This is a genomic window from Rhodospirillales bacterium, assembly GCA_016712595.1.
Classification (GTDB): Bacteria; Pseudomonadota; Alphaproteobacteria; order Rhodospirillales; family Defluviicoccaceae; genus Defluviicoccus.
Genome location: JADJQT010000002.1, coordinates 74,861 through 94,030, shown reverse-complemented (window position 1 = coordinate 94,030; position 19,170 = coordinate 74,861). Strand labels below are relative to the sequence as shown.

Annotated in this window: 14 protein-coding genes, 1 tRNA gene, 1 pseudogene and 1 CRISPR repeat array (1 of these 17 running past the window's edge); of the genes and pseudogenes, 9 read left to right on the top strand and 7 right to left on the bottom strand. The window is 64.8% G+C overall.

Annotated features, from left to right (window positions below):
- The first annotated feature begins 16 nt into the window (after positions 1-16).
- Genes IPK66_12370 through IPK66_12355 form a run of 4 tightly spaced genes read left to right on the top strand, consistent with a single transcriptional unit; the run spans position 17 to position 2,664 of the window.
- The gene (locus IPK66_12370) at positions 17-688 is read left to right on the top strand and encodes an energy-coupling factor ABC transporter permease (protein MBK8176016.1); all 672 of its coding nucleotides are present in this window, start codon (positions 17-19) and stop codon (positions 686-688) included.
- Positions 688-1,014: an energy-coupling factor ABC transporter substrate-binding protein gene (locus IPK66_12365; GenBank protein ID MBK8176015.1), complete on the top strand. Its 327-nt coding sequence runs from the start codon at positions 688-690 to the stop codon at positions 1,012-1,014. Before IPK66_12370 ends, IPK66_12365 begins: the two co-directional genes overlap by 1 nt.
- Positions 1,001-1,780 carry a cobalt ECF transporter T component CbiQ gene (gene cbiQ, locus IPK66_12360; GenBank protein MBK8176014.1) on the top strand — a complete coding sequence of 260 codons (780 nt, stop codon included), beginning with the start codon at positions 1,001-1,003 and terminating at the stop codon, positions 1,778-1,780. The genes IPK66_12365 and cbiQ overlap by 14 nt, the downstream gene beginning before the upstream one ends.
- On the top strand, positions 1,774-2,664 hold the full coding sequence (locus IPK66_12355; GenBank protein MBK8176013.1) for an ABC transporter ATP-binding protein: 891 nt from the start codon (positions 1,774-1,776) through the stop codon (positions 2,662-2,664). The genes cbiQ and IPK66_12355 overlap by 7 nt, the downstream gene beginning before the upstream one ends.
- Before the next feature lie 32 nt (positions 2,665-2,696).
- On the opposite strand, the gene aroA is transcribed toward IPK66_12355, so the two are convergent.
- The gene (gene aroA, locus IPK66_12350) at positions 2,697-4,058 is read right to left on the bottom strand and encodes a 3-phosphoshikimate 1-carboxyvinyltransferase (protein ID MBK8176012.1); all 1,362 of its coding nucleotides are present in this window, start codon (positions 4,056-4,058) and stop codon (positions 2,697-2,699) included.
- Between the two features lie 139 nt (positions 4,059-4,197).
- Here aroA and IPK66_12345 point away from each other — a divergent pair, with 139 nt between their 5' ends.
- From IPK66_12345 to IPK66_12325, 5 genes and pseudogenes are all read left to right on the top strand, one after another.
- The gene (locus IPK66_12345) at positions 4,198-4,602 is read left to right on the top strand and encodes a TIGR02300 family protein (GenBank protein ID MBK8176011.1); all 405 of its coding nucleotides are present in this window, start codon (positions 4,198-4,200) and stop codon (positions 4,600-4,602) included.
- A 156-nt stretch (positions 4,603-4,758) separates the two neighbouring features.
- Positions 4,759-4,834 (top strand) — tRNA-Ala (locus IPK66_12340).
- 990 nt (positions 4,835-5,824) lie between these two features.
- Complete coding sequence (locus tag IPK66_12335) at positions 5,825-6,286, top strand: transposase (protein MBK8176010.1); 462 nt, start codon at positions 5,825-5,827, stop codon at positions 6,284-6,286.
- Positions 6,283-6,630, top strand: coding sequence for an IS66 family insertion sequence element accessory protein TnpB (gene tnpB, locus IPK66_12330; GenBank protein MBK8176009.1), 348 nt, complete (start codon positions 6,283-6,285; stop codon positions 6,628-6,630). Before IPK66_12335 ends, tnpB begins: the two co-directional genes overlap by 4 nt.
- Positions 6,631-6,674: 44 nt before the next feature.
- Positions 6,675-7,981, top strand: a pseudogene (locus IPK66_12325) (IS66 family transposase).
- Between the two features lie 457 nt (positions 7,982-8,438).
- Here the strand turns inward: IPK66_12325 and IPK66_12320 are convergent.
- The 6 genes from IPK66_12320 to cas10 are packed head-to-tail and all read right to left on the bottom strand — an operon-like array spanning position 8,439 to position 16,835.
- Positions 8,439-9,755, bottom strand: coding sequence for a TIGR02710 family CRISPR-associated protein (locus tag IPK66_12320; protein MBK8176008.1), 1,317 nt, complete (start codon positions 9,753-9,755; stop codon positions 8,439-8,441).
- A gap of 3 nt (positions 9,756-9,758) precedes the next feature.
- Positions 9,759-11,813, bottom strand: a complete 2,055-nt coding sequence (gene cmr6, locus IPK66_12315; GenBank protein ID MBK8176007.1) for a type III-B CRISPR module RAMP protein Cmr6 — start codon at positions 11,811-11,813, stop codon at positions 9,759-9,761.
- Positions 11,803-12,225, bottom strand: a complete 423-nt coding sequence (gene cmr5 / locus IPK66_12310) for a type III-B CRISPR module-associated protein Cmr5 (GenBank protein MBK8176006.1) — start codon at positions 12,223-12,225, stop codon at positions 11,803-11,805. The genes cmr6 and cmr5 overlap by 11 nt, the downstream gene beginning before the upstream one ends.
- Positions 12,222-13,160 (bottom strand): type III-B CRISPR module RAMP protein Cmr4, encoded by a 939-nt coding sequence (cmr4, locus tag IPK66_12305; GenBank protein MBK8176005.1) that lies wholly within the window; start codon positions 13,158-13,160, stop codon positions 12,222-12,224. The genes cmr5 and cmr4 overlap by 4 nt, the downstream gene beginning before the upstream one ends.
- Entirely contained in the window at positions 13,153-14,220 is a 1,068-nt protein-coding gene (gene cmr3 / locus IPK66_12300) for a type III-B CRISPR module-associated protein Cmr3 (protein ID MBK8176004.1), read from the bottom strand. The genes cmr4 and cmr3 overlap by 8 nt, the downstream gene beginning before the upstream one ends.
- On the bottom strand, positions 14,220-16,835 hold the full coding sequence (cas10, locus tag IPK66_12295) for a type III-B CRISPR-associated protein Cas10/Cmr2 (protein MBK8176003.1): 2,616 nt from the start codon (positions 16,833-16,835) through the stop codon (positions 14,220-14,222). The genes cmr3 and cas10 overlap by 1 nt, the downstream gene beginning before the upstream one ends.
- A 130-nt stretch (positions 16,836-16,965) precedes the next feature.
- Positions 16,966-19,170: direct repeats of the CRISPR family, unit length 36 nt; unit sequence GCTTCAATGAGGCCGCGGCATTACTGCCGCGGAAGT (it continues 1,439 nt past the right edge of the window).

Here is a 19,170-nt window from a genome sequence, read left to right as displayed (position 1 = left end):
GACGGAGGGTTATTGCGTGCACATCATGGAAGGATTCTTGCCGGCCGAGCACTGCCTCGGCTGGGCGGCGGCGTCAGCACCATTCGTCGTCTACGGCGGCTGGCGGCTGACGCGGGTGATCGAGCAGCACCCAGAGGCGAAGCTGCTGGTCGCGGCATCCGGGGCCTATTGCTTCGTGCTCTCGGCGCTGAAGATCCCCTCGGTCACCGGCAGTTGCTCGCACCCGACCGGCACCGGCCTCGGCGCCGTGCTGTTCGGCCCCAGCGTGATGACCGTGCTGGGATCGATCGTCCTATTGTTCCAGGCCCTGCTGCTCGCCCACGGCGGGCTGACCACCTTGGGCGCCAATATCTTCTCGATGGCGATCGTGGGGCCCTTCGTCGCCTACGGACTCTTCCACCTGGTGCGCGCGCTCGGCGGATCGCTGGCCTGGGGCGTTTTCTTCGCCGCCGCGCTGGGCGATCTCGCCACTTACGTGACCACCTCGGCCCAGCTCGCGCTGGCGTTCCCCGATCCCGCCAGCGGGCTCGCCGGCTCGTTCATCAAGTTCGCCTCGATTTTCGCATTCACGCAGGTCCCGCTGGCGGTGATCGAGGGCCTGCTCACCGTCGTCGTCGTCAACATGCTGCAATCCTATGGCCGTGCCGACGTCCAGGGGCTCGCCGCCTTTACTGGGAAGACGCACTGATGGCCCCCCGCAATACCTTGCTGCTCGCCGCCGCCGCTATCGTCGGCATTGCACCGCTGTTCTATTCGTTCGCTAACAACGCCGAGTTCACCGGCTCCGACAACCAGGCAGAGGCGGCGATCACCGAGATCCGGCCCGACTACCGGCCGTGGTTCTCCTCGGTCTGGGAGCCGCCCAGCGGCGAGATCGAGAGCCTGCTGTTCTCGCTGCAGGCGGCGCTCGGCGCCGGCTTTCTCGGCTATTACTTCGGTTTGCGGCGTGGCGAAGCAAAGCGGACACGCGGCGAGCCCGAACGATCGACTCCGCGATCCCGTGCTGCGGGTTGAGCGCCTCGCCCTCGGCAATCGCTGGACCAGACGGCACCCGGCGGAAAAAGCGGTCCTGAGCGGCGGGTTGCTGCTTCTCGCCCTCCTTTTGCCGCCACTGCCGGGGGCCGCGCTCGTCGCGGCATCGGCGGTCGTCATCGCATTGACGGGTGCGCGCCTTCCCGCCGGCGACTGCGCACGGGTGCTGGCGCCACTGCTCGGCTTCCTTGGCGTCGGCGCGGCCTCGCTGGCGGTCTCGCTGCACCTCGACGGCGGTATACCGTCGCTGTCCGTCTCCGCGGCCGGGCTGCGCGACGCCGGCGCGGTCTCATTGCGCGCGCTGGCGGCGAGCGCATCGCTGCTTCTGTTCATCCTGACGACGCCAGTGACCGACGCGCTCGCCCTGCTCCGCCGCGCCGGGCTGCCGGTGGCGATCGTCGAGATGATGCTGCTGATCTATCGCTTCGTCGCCATCACCCTCGAGACGGCGGCAAACGGGCGCACGGCGCAGGAGGCACGCCTGGGCTACGTCGGATTGCGGCGCACGATCCGCTCGGCGGGGCTTCTCGCCGCCGCGCTGCTGCCGCGCGTCCTCGACCGGGCGAGCCGGATGGAGACCGGGCTCGCCGCGCGCGGCTATACTGGCGAATTGCGCGTCCTGTCACCGGAGCGCCGCTGCTCGCCCGTCTTTCTTACACTGACGCTGCTGTTGCTGAGCGGCATCGTCGCTATCAGCATCAGTACGGTCACACAGACGCTTCTCCCACCAGGATTTCTCTTATGGTGATCCTCGCCGCGCGCGGGGTTTATTTCCGCTATCCTGGCGCCGGCGTCGCGCTCGACGGGCTCGACCTCGAGATCAAGGCCGGCGAGCGCCTCGCCATCCTCGGGCCGAACGGATCGGGCAAAACGACCCTGCTCTTGCACCTCAACGGCTCCTTGCGACCGGAGCGGGGCGCGGTATGCCTCGACGGCGAGCCTGCCGGCTATGGCCGGGCTGCGCTTAGCGCCTGGCGTCGCCGGGTCGGGCTGGTGCTGCAGGACCCGGACGACCAGCTGTTCGCCGGAACCGTCTACCAGGACGTCTCGTTCGGTCCGCTCAATCTCGGCCTCGCCGAGGCCGAGGTGCGCCAGCGCGTCGTTCGTGCCCTGGACGACCTGCACATCGCCCCTCTTGCGGACCGGCCGATCCACGCGCTCAGCCTCGGGCAGAAGCGCCGGGTAGTCATCGCCGGTACGCTCGCCATGACGCCCGAGGTACTGCTGCTCGACGAGCCGACCGCCGGGCTCGATCCCCACGGCGTCGCCCACCTGCTGGCGGCGCTGCGCCGGCTGGCGGAGAGCGGCACCACCATCGTCTTCGCCACTCACGACGTCGATCTCGCCCTCGACTGGGCCGATCGGGTGGCGCTGTTCGCCGGCGGGCGCATGATCGCCTGTGACGAGCCGGCACGGGCGCTGGCTGACGCGCGTCTCGTGCGTCAGGCGCACCTGCGCCGGCCGATGCTGCTCGATCTCGGCGAGGTGGCGCGCAACGCTGGTTTGATCGGCGCCGACCAGCCGTTGCCGAAGACCCTCGGCGAAATGCAGGAGATCTTGCAGCGCGCGGGCGCACGGTCCGGGCCGGGCGCAGCGGCGGCGCCCCCGTCCGCGGTTCGCGCCGAATCGTAGCCGCCGCTGACGCCACGCCATTTGGACACGAGTTACGCGGCGGGCTCGATCACGTCAATGTGCGCCCCCAGCTCGGCCATCAGCGGCGCGAAGCTCGGAAAGCTGGTGGCGATGGCTCTGCCGTCGTCGATGCGCACCGGGGCGCTGGCGGCGAGGCCGAGGACGAGGAAGGCCATGGCGATGCGGTGGTCGAAGTGGGTGGCGACGAGGCCGCCGCCGGGCGGCAGGCCATCGGCACCGTGGACCTCGATCCAGTCTTCCCCGGCATCGACGCGAATCCCGCAGGCGACGAGGCCCTGAACGATGGCGGCGAGGCGGTCGCTCTCCTTGACCCGCAGCTCGGCGAGGCCACGCATCCGCGTCGCGCCGCGGGCGCAGGCGGCGGCCACCGCCAGCACCGGAAATTCGTCGATCATCGCCGGAACGCGCGTCTCGGGAACATCGACGCCCTCGAGCGGACCGGCCTCGATGATGAGATCGGCGATCGGCTCGCCATCGCCGCCATTCCCGTCGGCGCCAGCCTCCCGCCCCCCGCGGGCGACAATATCGATTCGCGCGCCCATTTCCTGCAAGGTCTCGATCAGGCCGATTCGCTGCGCGTTGATGCCAACGCCGCTGAGCGTAACCCGCGAGCCCGGCACGACAAGCGCGGCGACAAGCGGAAACGCCGCCGAGGACACGTCGCCCGGGACCTCCACCGCCCGTCCGGCGAGTTCCGGCTCGCCGACGAGGGTGATGCGCCGCCCACCGGCGGTCAGTTCTTCGACCGAGACCTCGGCTCCGAAGCTGCGCAGCAGGCGCTCGGTGTGATCGCGCGTCGGCTGCGGCTCGCTCACCGTCATCCGGCCGGGGGCATTGAGGCCGGCGAGCAGGACCGCCGACTTCACCTGCGCCGAGGCGACGGGCAGGCGGTAGTCGATCGGCAGCGGTGCCGTGGCTCCGCGCAGGGCCAGCGGCAGGCGCCCGCCCTCGCGCGCCCAGAACGCGGCGCCAATCAGGCTCAACGGCTCGATGACGCGGTGCATCGGCCGCTGCGAGAGCGAATCGTCGCCGCAGAAGAATGTCAGGATCGGCTGGCTCGCCACCAGCCCCATCAGCAGCCGCGCGCCGGTGCCGGAGTTGCCCATGTCGAGAACGCGCTGCGGTTCGCGCAGGCCTCCGGTGCCGCAGCCGTGTACGTGCCACCGGCCGTCCCGCCGCTCGATCTCGGCGCCGAGCGCGCGCAACGCATCCGCCGTGGCGAGCACATCGGTGGCTTCGAGCAGGCCGTCGATAACCGATTCGCCGGTGGCCGACGCTGCCAGCAACAGCGCACGATGGGATATCGACTTGTCGCCCGGAAGGCGGATCTCGCCGGTCAGCGAAGCCGACGGGTAGGCGATCATCGGCGTCATGGGCTCTCCATTCTCAGCAGACACGTGAAAGGGTAACCAGGCGCGGGCAAGCACCCGATCTTTTTGCTTTTGACACGCCGAAAGCAAACGTGGCAATTGGCGAACATCTATGCATTGGACAACAAGCGGAGGACGATCAGTGGCCAAACCCGAGTGGGGAACGAAGCGGACATGCCACGCCTGCGGCGCGCGCTTCTACGACCTGCGCCGGGACCCGATGGTATGCCCCGCCTGCGGCGCCGTCCATGATCCCGAGCGGACGCCGAAGCCGAAGCGGCCTAGTTCCGCGTTGAAGGACGAGACGGCGCATGGCCGCATCGGTGCCGGCGCCGGAGTAGCCGTGGCCGAGGACGATCGGGCCGATATCGACGTGGCGGACGTCGAAACCGACGATCTTGACGTCGCCGAGGACGAGACCGCCGAGGATGAACTTGCCGACGAGAGCGGCGAGCTGATGGAGGACACCTCCGATCTCGGCGCCGACGACGACGACATCGGCGAGGTGATGGAGCACGTCGACGACGAGATGGAGGACAAGGCGTAACACCGGGGCTGGCGCCCGAGAAAGCGGCGGCCAGCTGGGGAGAACGGGCGTCCGGCAGACAGTCGATCGCACGTGTTACGTTTTCCCTTGCTCCCGCCGCCATCCGGCCAGTACCTTCTCGTCCGTCGGCGCGGTCACCCAAACGCGCCGCACGTCGGGGCCGTAGCTCAGTTGGGAGAGCGCCGCAATGGCATTGCGGAGGTCAGGGGTTCGACCCCCCTCGGCTCCACCAATTAAATCAAGCACTTAGCAAATATCACTCCGGCCAAATTGCCCCAAATAGGCCATAAACAAAAAGGGAACGCCCGGTTTGCAAGGTGGGAAAAGCGGCTTTCCCACTGCGCGTAGCGGGAAATGTTCTGCTAACGCTCTCAATCGCGGCAAGCATCTCGCCTATCGATCCCCGTCGGGCGGTTCAGCGCGAGGACGCTGGCCCGAATCGCCGCCGCGACCAGCCGCGGACGCGGCTCCGCTGTTGCCGCAGGAAAGGCCGAGAACGGCATCGGTGGCGGCATCACAAGGCAGCCGGGCCGGGGTACCGGGTAACCTCACCCTCGTTCCGCTGCCGACGACTCACCCGATCCCAACGCCATCATCGGTGCCTGCCATCAAATGGCGGACGCTTCCAGATCGCCCGAAGGCGGTGACTCCGACAAGTAAACTGTCCGATACTGTCCAAAAGGACTCGTTTGGAGTCACATGGTTACGGACAGTTTGGCTGGTTGGACAGTTTTGCGGCTTACGTATTAGGTGTGCGTATATGTATATATCTTCTGTATGACTATCCAAACTATCCAACTATCAATATCTTATTGATACATTAATATAATTTACGTTGGACAGTTTGGACTGTTAACAAAAACCGTCCACAAAAAATGTTTTTTTATTACAATAATAAGACGAACCTGGGGCAGGCGGCCGATCAATCGGCAAATCGCAACCGGGATTTTGCTCGCAAGCCTCGTGGTGCTGGCCACGCGCTATGGATTGAGCGACGCTGATTGAAGTTGACAGTTGCAATCAACAACTGGTGCATTTGGGTTAGTTTGTAGTTGGTACGACGCCGCCGAGAGGCAACCCTTCGGCGGCGTTGACCGTTAAGGGCATCGATGGCGCCCGCCTTGCGAAAAAAGGTACGCATCCGGTGAAGGCCGCCTTGTGGTGAGGCGGGATTTTGTGCGGCATTTGGCTCGGATTTGGAGCTAGCGGCAGCGCAAGATCGATGTCTTATCGTCAGGGTGAGGTACTGGGACGGGTCGAGCGGCGGCGTCGGTTCTCGCTCGGGCAGAAGCTTGCGGTTCTGGCGGAGGCGTCGGCGCCGGGAGTGGTGATCTCGGCGGTGGCGCGGCGGCATGGGCTGCTGCCGGCACAGGTGTTCAAATGGCGGCGTCTGGCGGCGCTGGGCGTGATCGACATCCCCGGTGCTTCGGAGTTGCCGTCCTTCGTCGCCGTCGAGGTCGCGGAAGACGCGGCCGCGAACGAGGTGGCGGCGACGGAGGCCGTCGCGGCGGGGCCTGCGGGCAGGGCTGCGGGTGTGCCGGCGATGATGCCGCCCGCGAAGCCTGGGCAAGGTCGGTCGGGGGTGATCGAGATCGAACTCGGCGCGGGTCGCTGTGTCCGCGTGGTTGGCGATTTCGACGCCGAGGCGCTGCGGCGGGTTCTGGACGTGCTGGATCGGCGATGATTGCCGTTCCGACCGGCGCCCGGGTGTGGCTGGCGACCGGACACACCGACATGCGGCGCGGCTTCGATGGGCTGGCGCTGCAGGTGCAGGAAAGGCTGAAGCAGGACCCGCACTGTGGTCATTTGTTCGTCTTCCGCGGAAGACGCGGTGACCTTTTGAAGATCCTTTGGCACGACGGCCAGGGCCTGTGCCTGTTCGCCAAACGTCTCGAACGCGGTCGGTTTCTGTGGCCGTCGGCGGCCGATGGAACGGTGACGATCACGCCGGCGCAGCTCGCGTATCTGCTCGAGGGCATAGACTGGAGGATGCCGCGGCGAACTTGGCGTCCGATCGCCGCCGGATGAGATAACAGCTTACAAAGGTGTGCGAATCTGATTCAGTTCGGGTCGTGATGACGACGCCCGAGCCGCTGCCCGCCGACCTCGCCGAAGCGCACGCGATGATCCTCGCCGAGCGCGCAGGCCGGCTCGCTGCCGAGGCCGAGGCGGCGATCGCGAAGCAGACGAAGCGGGTTCTCGACCTGGAGATCGAGCGCCTCAAGCTGGAGATCGCCCGGCTGCGCCGGCAACGGTTCGGCACGTCGTCCGAGCGCAGCGCCCGGCTGGAGCAGCTGGAGCTGGCGCTGACCGAGCTGCAGGAGACCGTCGCCCAGGCCGATGCCGCGGCCGAGCTGCGGGCGGCGGAGCGCAGCCCGACCCCGGCGCGCAGCGCCGCGACGCCACGCAAGCCGGCGCGCCGTGCGTTGCCGGAACACTTGCCGCGCACCCGCGTCGTGTATCCCGCGCCGGCGACGTGTCCCTGCAGCCGCTGACCGCGGCGATCGAGGCGCATGTCCGCGCCGCCGCCCGCATCCACGCCGACGAAACGCCGGTGCCGGTGCTGGCGAAGGGCAAGACGCGGGAAGGCCGGCTGTGGACCGTCGTCCGCGACGACCGGCCGTTCGGCGGTCCCCACCTGGACGGAACAGGCCCGCCGGCCGCCGTCTTCTTTTATTCGCCCGACCGCAGCGGCGTGCACGCCGAACGCTTCCTCGCGGGCTGGACCGGCATCATGCAGGCGGACGCCTTCTCCGGCTTCGGCCGGCTGTACAAGAGCGATCGCCGGCCTGGCCCGATCACCGAGGCCGGCTGTTGGGCACATGGCCGCCGCGGCTTCTTTGAGCTGGCGGAGCTGCAGCAGGGGCCGATCGCCATCGAGGCGGTCAAGCGGATCGACGCGCTGTTCGCGATCGAGCGCGAGATCAACGGCGCCTCGGCCGAGCAGCGTCTGGCCGTCCGCAACCAGCGATCCCGCCCGCTGATCCTCGACCTCGAAGCCTGGCTGCGCGACCAGAACGCGAGGCTGTCGGCGAAGTCGAAGACGGCAAAAGCCATCGACTACCTGCTGAAGCGCTGGACCGCCTTCACCCGCTTCCTCGACGACGGCAGGGTTTGCCTCTCGAACAACGCCGCGGAACGCGCGTTGCGTGGCATCGCCGTCGGCAGACGGAATTGGACCTTCGCCGGCTCGGACGAGGGCGGTCGTCGCGCGGCGGCGATGTACACCCTGATCGAGACGGCGAAGCTGAACGGCATCGATCCCCGCGCCTGGTTGGCCTCCGTCCTCGCCCGCCTTCCCGGCCACCCCACCAGCCGCATCCACGAGCTGCTGCCCTGGAACTGGCAGGCACCAGAGCCAATCAGCGCCGCCGCATAGCCGCTCACAACTGCGCCGGTCCGGCAACCCACTCCAGCCGCGGCCCTCGCCGGATGGGTACGAGGAAGGGGCTGAAGGCGAGTTTCTCGCACTCCGTAGCGCACGTTGAGGCACCCACCCCGAACACAATCATGAGGCTCAGACCTCGGAAAGGACCCTGACCCCGGCATGGAGACGACATCGGAGTTAACAACCATCCGCGATCGAACCGCTGAAAACAGCATCAAAACCGGATAATTGGCTCTGCCACTTCAGGGAGAAAGTTCAGCAATGAGAAGTTGACAGCCACCCGCGATTAAAGGGCCGATTGACAGTGAGAGCGCCGAATGCAGGGTAGCTGGTGTCCTCGTTAGCCGGGCAGGGCAGAGGAAACCGCTGATGCTGCCACCAGAAGCCTCCATTCTGGCCTACCCTGCAACTTCAATTAGACCGGACGTTGGCGGCAGAGGACAGGCTTCTACAAAACAGAAACTGGACTGATTGAGAAGGCCATTTGCCGGGCGATCAGCAGGTCGTTCCGAGTGACGTCGCCGCCATCCATGATGAGAAGCGCTTCAAGTGCGCGATAAAGCTCACGCAGCGGCGCGTCGTCGTCCTGGCCGACGGCCTGGAAGCCGTGGATGAGCACGCTTTTGTTGCGGGCGGACACCTTAAGCAGCGTCCGCTGTTCATCGAACTTGAGCAGGTCCGAAGCCAGCGGATCGCCCAGAACCTTCAGCAATCGAGCCACCTGCTCGCGCGCTGCGGTGAGCGAGCCATCAGGTCGCATGCCAAGCTCAACACTGCCGGCTTTCGCAAGCTTCGCGGAAAGTTTCTGGACCGCCGGTTGGTCGGGCGGTAGGTGGCCAGAATCGAGACCGTGGCCGAACAAACGGATCTGCCCCACCAGTTCCAGCACCCTGTACCCACGCAGCACGGCATCTTCGAAATGTCGGTCGCGGATGCGGCGTTCGCCGTTGGCATGAAGGTCGCAGGCCAGCAGCCTGAGCCGGGCTGCCATGGCGGGGAAATCCTCCAGCGCTGCGGGGGCGGCGAGACGAGCGGTCCACATCGCCATCGCGGGCGTCGGCCAGAGCACGTGCCACTCTGGCAGCGAAGCGATAACCGGGTATGCGACGGCCGCGGCCGTCCGGTAATCGAGCCGGTCCCACGCGGCGTAGAACCGGAGCACCGACCTCAACGCCGGCACGGCGTTCGCGAGTGCCGAGGGCCAGCCGTTGATTTTCGAATCGTTGTCCAGCAGTGCGAGTGCGCCGGCAAAGTTGCCGTGACGAGTGAACTGAAACGCAGCGTCCAAGCGTTTGCGCGCGGTGGCGATCGCAGGGCTGATCTCGAAGATCTGCTCCATCCCTGACCTGACCATACCGCGGTTGTCGCGCGGGCCGATGATGTAGCGCAGCGTCGATAGGTCGTGGCGTACGGCCGCCAGCACCAGCGCCGCGCTCATCGCCTTGGTACCGCGGGTGAAATCGGCGACGATGTCGGCCGTTGGGAATCCGTCATCGCGGAGGGCGCCGATCGCCTGATCGAAGTGTGCGAAGCAGGCGTCGGCGTCATCCTCTAACCCGGCCGCCGGCAAAGGCTGGACATGAACGAGGTCGCCTCCGCAGCGCACTTTCAATTCCGCCGCGTACTGTTCCGTCACCAGCGACGGCAGCAGAACGACACGTTCCCACTCGCCCTGCTCGATCGACTTACGCAAGGGCGCGAACAGGCTCTCTTCCAACCGCGACATGTCGCCCGTTCCGACGGTGAGGAGAAGAGCGCGGCTCATGCGTTACTCGATGGGTTCGCAGGAGTTAACGGCAACGTTGCCAGGTTCTCCATCGTCGTAAGTAATATCCATTCTCAGATGGCCAATCTTAGCGTCGTTTGAAACAGTTACTATCTCGCGCGTTTCAATTATTATGACCCGATCACCTTTGGCGTAGCGCACTACCGATTTTATCGGAACAGCAGATGGAAATAACTGTGAGAGATATTCCATCAACTTTGTTAACACGTCTCGGCACTTTTGCAGGTTCAAGTCGTGGATACGAGTCGTGAAAGCTGTGACACGTAGGTTCAGTAGCTGGTTTTTGCCTCCAAACACATGAAAATGCATTGGTGCGGCATGCCGGCTCGTTGCTTCTGCCCGAGGGAGCCCTAGAGCTTTTCGATCTTCTTTGGGCAGACTCTTGACGAAGCTTTGTAGAGCCGTTCCAAGCTTATCCGCGGCATTCCAAGGATCGGTTGTGCCCAGGTTCCCATCCTCGAAGGAGAGCCTCGTCTCAAGCGAAGGTGTTTCGACGTCCTCGGGGGCACGCGCATCTCGGCCGCCTTTGCCACAGGCGGCGCGGAGACGCTCCGCCGCCGCCTGGCAGGACTGAATGCAAAATCCGTTGATTTCGCTGAAGCTACCGAAGCCTTTTCGCGAGCGAGATCCAATCCCACCGCAGTGACAAAGCAACCAAAGCGCTGCCTTCGCTTGCTCAAGAATAATATCTGCGGGAATGATAAGGTGTTTTTTTTGTTGCTTCGCATCGGCAGGAAAGCGACTCGAACGGGCGAAGAGCCGAAGCGTCCACTTGGCGACGGGCGGAAGAAAATAGCGCTGTTTTCGCTTCTTTTCCTCCCGCCCTTCTGCGTTGGGCTCCTTCACCGTCTCGTCCATGCCGTAAGATATGTAGGACAAGCCCTGCGTTGTTTTAGGCTGCTTGGGCTCGGGCAGATGCGCCGCCTTCGCGATGCTGCTCTTGCCGTACGCCTCAGCCCGCGGCTTTGCCAGGGGCTCCACAATGATTCGCACCGGGCTGCCGGCCTTGGTATTGCCCCAGACCGTGGCTTCCAACGCCTGCAGCGTATGACTGTCGACGTACGCGGCGTGCATCGTTCGCCACCACCAGCGCAGGAGACCGCGTAGGGTGGCGGGACGCAGGTCGCAGTCGCCTTCTTCCTGATTGGCGCCGGCGAGGAAAGCAGGGGTGACCAGTTCGAGCGGTGTGTTCCACTCGGTCCATTTCTCCTCGTCGCCGACCACTTCCTTCGGCGCGGTCGGTGCTGGTTCGCGGTGAAGGCGGAACCCGCCGTAGCCGGCGGCTGTCTTGGCGCCGGCGCCGAGGTGGCAGAGCGCGCCGGTCAGCCATTTCCTGGCCAATGCAAAATCGTCTTCCTGCTCGCGACGAGGCGACAGTGCGAACGAGAAGGACGTGCCGGCCGGGACGGCAAGGAAGTAGGAGGGTTCCGGATCCTCCCAGTCGCCCGGCGCGTCCTCGCTCCGGTAGTATTTCTTATGGTGGTTGTTGACGATATCGACGATGAGACTTGGCCACGTCTCCGGCCAGGCGTCGTGGAAAATGACACTGCCGGCAGCACCACCCTCTTTTCCCTTCGGCGCCAGGCCGAATACGCGCTCGATGTCCGCTTGCGCGGCCGCTTGGTGCTCGATTGGCTTCGATGCCAGCCACACGGTCTCCGCATAGGCGTGCGCCATGCCCTTCAGGCCGCTGCCGGGGAGATAAACGAAGCCGTAGAGCGGATGCAGGCAGATCCCAGCGTTCTCCAAGGCCGATGCGCGCGACAGGTGCAATGTCATCGGTGCCGTCGTCTCGGCCGTCCATGACCGTGCGGAAAACTGTGCAAGGGTTTCCCCGCGGCGCGCGCGAAGTTGTTGCAGGAACGCGTCGCTGCCGCTGCACTTGAGAACTGCGTCCAACGCTCTCTTCTGTGTCTTCTGCTCTCCCGGCGGACTGAACTTGTCGAGCAGCAGGCCTGGGTGACGCAGGTCAACTCTGACGGAGCGGAAGACCGCCGCGGTACGCGTCGGCAGGGTAAGGTTGCCGTCAGTCGTCATCGTCGGCATCCGGGAGTTCGATCGCGGCAAATCGGTTGAGCCAAAGAAGATAGGCCAGAACCTCGTCTGTCGCGCGACGCAGGAACAAAGCGTCTTTTTCGATGATCGTTTTTAGCAGGGCACTTTCGCCAGGTCTTGGCGCCACGCTGTCCCGATTGCGACTCTTATTGAGAACCCAGTCGCCGATTTGGCTCAGCAACTCCGGCGCTTTGCCCTTCTCACGAACGAACGCCAGACCGTGCCCAAGGCCGGCGGCCATTATCCGCATTGGCAGCTTCTTGGCCTGTCCACGAAATGCTTTGGCCTTATCCGGCTGCTGCTTGATTTGTTTCGTCATCGACGTCACGGCCTCCCATGCGTGGGCGGCGCGGCGTTGGTCGAGGGTGTGCTTGTCGGTGGAAGGCGCGATCATGCCGTCGCCTCCTGCGGTTCGGTTCGATGCAGACAAACGGCGCACAAGCCCCTGCCGATCGTCTCGTCGGCGCCGATCTGCAAAAACCTCTTGCTCGAAAGCTTTTTCTCAGCGAAATCAATGATATCCTTAGCAAACCAGACAATTTCCTGCTTTTTCTCTCGAAGCTTGTCTCCCCTCCGCCGGCTTGGCTCGGCGAAGACGAGGCTGTAGAACAGCGTCTCCGGCGGGAGGCACTCCTCGTAGAACAGGGCGCCGTCCTTCACAGTCTTTGTCTGGTATTCCAGGCCGATGCGGGCGGTCACGTCCGTCGCATGGCGGACGAAATGGCCGAAGGCGTCGTCGGAAAGGACGACGAGATGGGTCTTAATGCGTTCGGTTGTCGCCGCGTCCGCAACTGCACGACGGGCGATCCACTCGACCGCACCTTCGGCATCGCCAACACGGGTGAAATCGAACTCTTCGAGAACGAGACTATTGCCGTCAATTAGAAGCGGGCTGTCCTTCGGGCACACTGCCTCGCTTTCCTTCAGTGAAGGGCTGTCGTTCATTTGCCCTTTGCTTTCGATCAGACCGTGGTCGCGATTGAGCCGAGTCAGCACCGCCGGGCAGGTGACCCAGGCAAAGACGCCAACGAGAGAGCGCACCGGAAAGGCGAGGATGCGGGCATCGGTGAGGCTCAAAGCACCCGCATGGTCGGCGGCGTTGGCGGTCTCCGGGCCGAAGACGGCGCACCATCTGTCGTACTCATCGCCCTTCGATTCACTCGGCCGGCACGCGTCGCGTAGCACGCCCTTCAACGTCGAGGCGGGGATCAGCGGCCAGCCAGTGTGCCGTTCGCGCGCCACCGGAAGATCGACATGGCCCAGCGCCGTTCCGGATCCCGGATGCAAACCGGTAATCGCGTGGATGAACAGCAGCGCAGTCTCAGGCATAGTTCCAGCCCCCCTCCACGTAAGTTCCCCAGCCGACGGCTGCGTCCTCGCCATCGCACAATGAGCCGCATACCGGACCGCCTTCAACCGGCTGCTGGAAAAAGTAGACGCTGCCGGCAGCGACGGCGAAGCGGTTCGGCTTCGGTCCGCCGCGCGCCAGATCCCAGCCCGAGACCGCGACATGGCCCGGGACTGCGGCGGCGACCGGGGCGAACTCGTGCGGCTTCCAGCCGCCGAACGGTGCCGGCGCGGTTAGCACCAGCATGCTGCGCCCGTCCTTGGCCGTCGCTGACGGCCAGGCGCAGGGCTTATCCATGGGCGTTACTTGTACCCGCCTCCCCTCGCCCCCGAACGGGATGACCCCTGCTGCTGCCGGGACCTGCTGAAGGGCCTCTTTGTCGCCGGCAATTTCGCCATAGAACGAGACGTCCTGCCGCAGCGCCAGCAGGCTCACCCCGTAAATCTGGCCCTCCTCGGCGGTCTGCGTTGCGGCGCCGACGACGATCCCGGTGCGCCGGTCGAAGTCGTAAAGCTCGGAGGCATCGACGATATCCGTCGACGCTGGCGTTCCGCCCTCGATGACGCGGGCTAGGCCATCGAGTGCAAGGTATCCGTTGACAGGCTCAGTCGGCTTCCGGTCCTTGCACCACAGCGGCAGCATGCCGGGGTAGAGCGCCTGCCAACCGGGCAGGCCGTCTTTGAGTGGTGCGAGGCGGACGATCTCGTCACTCCTCTTAACCTGCCGAAGGATCGCCGGGGCGGGCACCAACGGGCCGTCGGGGCGGCAGAGCCAGGGGCCGCGAACGCTCAGTCGGGCGATCCGCTGCAGCTCGTCCGATTGGCTCGACAAAGCCTCGGCAAACGTCCTCCCGGCCTTCACGTCGGCGGCAAGTCTTGCGAAATCGCATCCCTTCTCCCGCAGCAGCCAGGTGCGCAGGGCGCCGGCCAGGGTCTGCGGCAGCGGCAAGCCGGATATCGCCCGGGGTGTGCCGTCGAACGGTCGCCCGTCGCGGAAGAACAGGGTGTCGAGCGGCTCGATGCGAAGACCGATGCGCAACATCAGTCCCGCCCGCGCGCGAGGAACGACGCCGACTGACACAGGGTCAGGAAATCACGAAATATCTCACCCTGGTCAAATGCATCCTTGCGCCCTCTCCGCATCCTGTCATATGCGCTAAGCGCACCAGAGACTCGCTCGCCGGCATTGTTCTTGTTGCCGCCGCCGAGACGGATCCGGGTGACCTCCTCGCTGCGATCGACCTGCCGGCGCACCTCGGCAAGGATCGCCGACTGCGGCAGCGCGCCAAGCGTCGGTTCCTCTTCGCGCAGCCGATAGGCCCAGCGATCGGACGCGCCGGACGCAAACGCGGTGCGCATCTCTTCCAGCCAGAGCGCCGTATCCCATGCGGCGAGCACGCTCGTCCGTTCCCCCGATCGGCGCTGGACGGTGAGCACAAGGGCGTCGCGGCCGCCATTCTTCGCCTGCTTCTCAGCCTTGCGTGCCGCCTGCAGGCCTTCGCGCAGGTCGTCCTTGGCATGCAAAACGGCCATCCCGGCCGACAGGCTGGCCCGCGGTCCCATCATCAGCCGCTCGCGACCATCGCTGCCGCGCCAGTAGCCGTCATCGGCAAATCCGTTGACTGGCTGAAGGCCGCCGAACGCCCGCCGCAGTTCCCAGGCGCAGCAGAGCGCGGTTTCCACCGGCAGCAGCGCCAGTACGTCGTCGCCGCCGGCGTAGATCACGGTCCCCGCATGCTTCGCCACCACGTGAGGAACGACGTGAACCGCGAAGTTGGCGAGCGCTTCCGAGATCGCCGCATGCAGCGCCGGGCCGACGGGACGCCACGCGGCGAGGCCGAGTTCGCTGCCGGCAAGCACCTCGAAATAGGCGCGAGTCTGCGGATGGAGGGTTTCCCTAAGCCTCGGCGCCTTCTCACCACGCAGCCAGGCGCCGATCTCGTCCGCGTCCATCTTCAAAATGGCGTAATAGATAGGAGGCGTCGCGCCCTTCCAGTCGCTCCGTGCTTCGATGATTTTCGCCCATGTCGCATTCGGGATGCGGTCTTCGTCCTCATCGTCGTGCTGAGTCCGCCAGTGCAGCCATTGGCCGTTCCAGCGCTGGCCGCCATCGCCTCTGAACGTCTTCCAGTCTTCCATCCCGGAGCGCTTCAGCCACGTCGCGGCGGCAACGGTCCAGGTGTCGGGAATGCGGACGTCCTCGGGCTGCAGGCCCAGTTCCGCCGCGAGAAACGCCGGTGCGGCGAATCGTTTGGCGAGGGCAACGGCGCAGAACCGGTCGCGCTTGCCGAGCCGAACGCCTTCGATCTTCACTTCTTTGGCCAGCTGCCAAAAGCTCGCGCTTTCGCCGAGTCCGTTCGGCCCCATCTGCTCGTAGCTGCCGAACAGTGTGCATTTGTTGGGATATTGGCCATCGCCGGACGAGGTCGTTGCGGTCGACAACGGCACGCGCCGGATCGCCCGGCTGGCCTCCAGCAACCGCCCGGCGAATTCCACCTGCACCTGCCAGCGACCGAGGCGCTTCTCTGCCGACCTAGCCCTTGCTCCCCCCGGAAGATTCGCATCGGGAATGCAGTCGCTGAGGCTGCGTGCCGCCCCAAGGGGCGGCCATGTCGCATCGAATGAGGTGCCGCCGAGAAGCCCTGCCCAGTGGCGCTCGTCCTCCGATGAGCGAAGCGCCGGAAGGCAGGCGGTGCGAACCTCGAAAACACTTTTGATCTGGTCGTCCCACCGACCGGCCCACCCGGCGCAGAGCGAGGTGAGTTCAGGATCGAGCCGCCTTTTGACCGCATCGGCGAGTAGCTTCCATGCCGAGTTCGCCCGCTCCTCACACTGTCCGGCCAGCCGGCGGGCGTTGGCGCCGTCGTCGCCCCACGGCGCGATGGCGAAAAAGCGGTTGGGAATGCTGGGCGCTTTGCGCGCTTCCGTGTCGGGCAGGGGGACATCGCTGAGTTTCAATCTGTCACGTAGCCACAGGTCCATCAGCGGTGCTCCGCGCAGCGACGGGAAGACCAGCGCTGTCGGCCCGAGTTCTTCGATGATCGGCAACATCGCCTGGAAGGTCAGCCACGACAGGATGGCACTCCCGGTCCACAGATCGCGGACGGAGCGGGCGGCCTCTACGAACGACTGCACCGGGCCGAGCTGAAATGTCAGCAATGCGCCGTCGTTGCTGTCCATCCGGGCGGCATGCAGCCCGGCGGTGATGTCTAGGTGGTGCCAGATGGTATGATCGGGCGCGCGGGTCTCGGCCGGCAGGCGGGCGAATTGCGGCAGCCGTTCTGGCAGCAGCCGCCACAGGGCGAGAAAGCGCTTCTGTGATTCCAGGCTGCCCGTGATGCGCCCAATCTGGCGCTTCGCATCCTCTTCATCCAACGACGCTCGATAGGTCCGCGGTATCGGATCAAGCGGATGGAACACGAGCCCGGCGTAATCGACCTCCGCCGCCTTGTCGTTCGACGGCATCGTTGGCCGCTCGGCAATGGCCGCCAAGACGTCAGCCTTCTGTGCGCGTTTTCCTGCCTTTGGGTCGATCGGCCGTCCCACCGCCGCCTCGATATAGGCGGCGGTGCGCGTTTCGTGGGGACCGATCGCCAGTACTTTGTCCGGCGGATCGTGCAAGAACACGCAGAGCAAATCGTCCCACTTGTCGGCCATCCTACCCCCCAGCCGCCATGCGCAATCCTTGCGATCGCACCACCCACCGCATCGACCCTACGCTAAATGCCAGCGAGCCGCAATTCGGGTATCTCGACCCCCGCTCTCGCCACTCGTCAGGCTCTGTCTCGATTCAATCAGGCCGCGTCATTACTGCCGCGGAAGTGCGGGCTTGGCGTACAATTCATACGACCCGGTGTACAAGCTTCAATGAGGCTGCGGCATTACTGCCGCGGAAGTGCCTGTTAGCTCATCCATGCAGGCCACCTCGCCCGCGCCGCTTCAATGAGGCCGCGGCATTACTGCCGCGGAAGTGCGCGACGTCGTGGCTCAGCAGCGCGAGGCTGCGGCAAAGCTTCAATGAGGCCGCGGCATTACTGCCGCGGAAGTGCGCGACGTCGTGGCTCAGCAGCGCGAGGCTGCGGCAAAGCTTCAATGAGGCCGCGGCATTACTGCCGCGGAAGTCCGGAGAAACAAACACGTCAGCCCCCCACTACGTAACGCTTCAATGAGGCTGCGGCATTACTGCCGCGGAAGTATTCGAGAGTTCACACGTATGGGTTAAATGGGACGATGGCTTCAATGAGGCCGCGGCATTACTGCCGCGGAAGTCCGCAGCGATAGCTTCGGCGATGATGGCGGGAAGGTCGCTTCAATGAGGCCGCGGCATTACTGCCGCGGAAGTATCCCCTGTGACGCATCAAGAAGGGCGTACTCACTGCTTCAATGAGGCCGCGGCATTACTGCCGCGGAAGTAACTCATAGGAGGCACTATGCGCACGATCGTTGCACCGGCTTCAATGAGGCCGCGGCATTACTGCCGCGGAAGTACCATCATGTATTGTGCTGCGACACGGGTCCACCTTTTTGCTTCAATGAGGCCGCGGCATTACTGCCGCGGAAGTAGGTTTCGATGAACCTTCACCTTCTGGCGTATGGTCGCTTCAATGAGGCCGCGGCATTACTGCCGCGGAAGTGGTTCCGCCATCTCCTGCTCGAGCGCTCCGACCGGAGCTTCAATGAGGCCACGGCATTACTGCCGCGGAAGTGATGATGTCCAGCACTCGAATATCTGCTGGTTGTTTGCGCTTCAATGAGGCCGCGGCATTACTGCCGCGGAAGTGATTCCATTGAGCGCGCTGGTCGCTGCCCAGGCGGAGGCTTCAATGAGGCCGCGGCATTACTGCCGCGGAAGTATCGAAAGCTCAGGATTATCTTGCCAGTATGAAGCGCTTCAATGAGGCCGCGGCATTACTGCCGCGGAAGTCGACCGGGAACATCGTTGCCGGGGGTGACTTGTCGTCGGCTTCAATGAGGCCGCGGCATTACTGCCGCGGAAGTAAGCAACCTGCTGAGCAGGCTTACCATCAAGCGTGTTACGGACGCTTCAATGAGGCCGCGGCATTACTGCCGCGGAAGTTATTCGACCACCATTTCGCCGATCCTGAAGACTGGGCCGCTTCAATGAGGCCGCGGCATTACTGCCGCGGAAGTCCGCGTCTCCAGCGTCGCCAGGAAGCATGCCGAGCGTGGCTTCAATGAGGCCGCGGCATTACTGCCGCGGAAGTACCGTAAACCGACGGGTGCACAGGAAGCACCCCGATGCTTCAATGAGGCCGCGGCATTACTGCCGCGGAAGTCTACAAGCCATACGCGACGAAGGGTGCGACCAAGGTATGATGCTTCAATGAGGCCGCGGCATTACTGCCGCGGAAGTTTCATCAATCTTCATGCCATAACGAGTATTGGTTACGCTTCAATGAGGCCGCGGCATTACTGCCGCGGAAGTTCACCGCGCGTCGTGAGGAGCGTGCGGCGCGGTGACAGCTTCAATGAGGCCGCGGCATTACTGCCGCGGAAGTCGACGAACGACCGCGAATGGACGCTGCACGGCGAGAAGCTTCAATGAGGCCGCGGCATTACTGCCGCGGAAGTCGCCGCTCCGGTGCTGTCGGACGCTGCAATTACCGCGCTTCAATGAGGCCGCGGCATTACTGCCGCGGAAGTAAGTGATAGTCGACCACCTTGCGCTTGCGGTCTGCGGCTTCAATGAGGCCGCGGCATTACTGCCGCGGAAGTATTTTTGAGAGGGGGGGGGTGTATCCAGATACACCGCTTCAATGAGGCCGCGGCATTACTGCCGCGGAAGTATCCTCGATCTTCTGCGACACGGAGCGGTCGGCAGGCGGCTTCAATGAGGCCGCGGCATTACTGCCGCGGAAGTCGCGGCAAGCGCCGCATCGTCGCGGCACTGGTTCGTTCGGCTTCAATGAGGCCGCGGCATTACTGCCGCGGAAGTATGCGGTGCGGCTTGGTAGGCAGGGAACGTGTAGCG

Coding starts and splice junctions, on each gene's coding strand:
- aroA (MBK8176012.1), bottom strand. CDS start 4,058: ATGACGCCGATGATCGCCTACCCGTCGGCTTCGCTGACCGGCGAGATC.
- cmr5 (MBK8176006.1), bottom strand. CDS start 12,225: ATGATCGCGCCTTCCACCGACAAGCACACCCTCGACCAACGCCGCGCC.
- cas10 (MBK8176003.1), bottom strand. CDS start 16,835: ATGGCCGACAAGTGGGACGATTTGCTCTGCGTGTTCTTGCACGATCCG.
- tnpB (MBK8176009.1), top strand. CDS start 6,283: ATGATTGCCGTTCCGACCGGCGCCCGGGTGTGGCTGGCGACCGGACAC.
- IPK66_12365 (MBK8176015.1), top strand. CDS start 688: ATGGCCCCCCGCAATACCTTGCTGCTCGCCGCCGCCGCTATCGTCGGC.
- IPK66_12335 (MBK8176010.1), top strand. CDS start 5,825: ATGTCTTATCGTCAGGGTGAGGTACTGGGACGGGTCGAGCGGCGGCGT.
- IPK66_12355 (MBK8176013.1), top strand. CDS start 1,774: ATGGTGATCCTCGCCGCGCGCGGGGTTTATTTCCGCTATCCTGGCGCC.
- IPK66_12320 (MBK8176008.1), bottom strand. CDS start 9,755: ATGAGCCGCGCTCTTCTCCTCACCGTCGGAACGGGCGACATGTCGCGG.
- cmr6 (MBK8176007.1), bottom strand. CDS start 11,813: ATGACGACTGACGGCAACCTTACCCTGCCGACGCGTACCGCGGCGGTC.
- cmr4 (MBK8176005.1), bottom strand. CDS start 13,160: ATGCCTGAGACTGCGCTGCTGTTCATCCACGCGATTACCGGTTTGCAT.
- cmr3 (MBK8176004.1), bottom strand. CDS start 14,220: ATGTTGCGCATCGGTCTTCGCATCGAGCCGCTCGACACCCTGTTCTTC.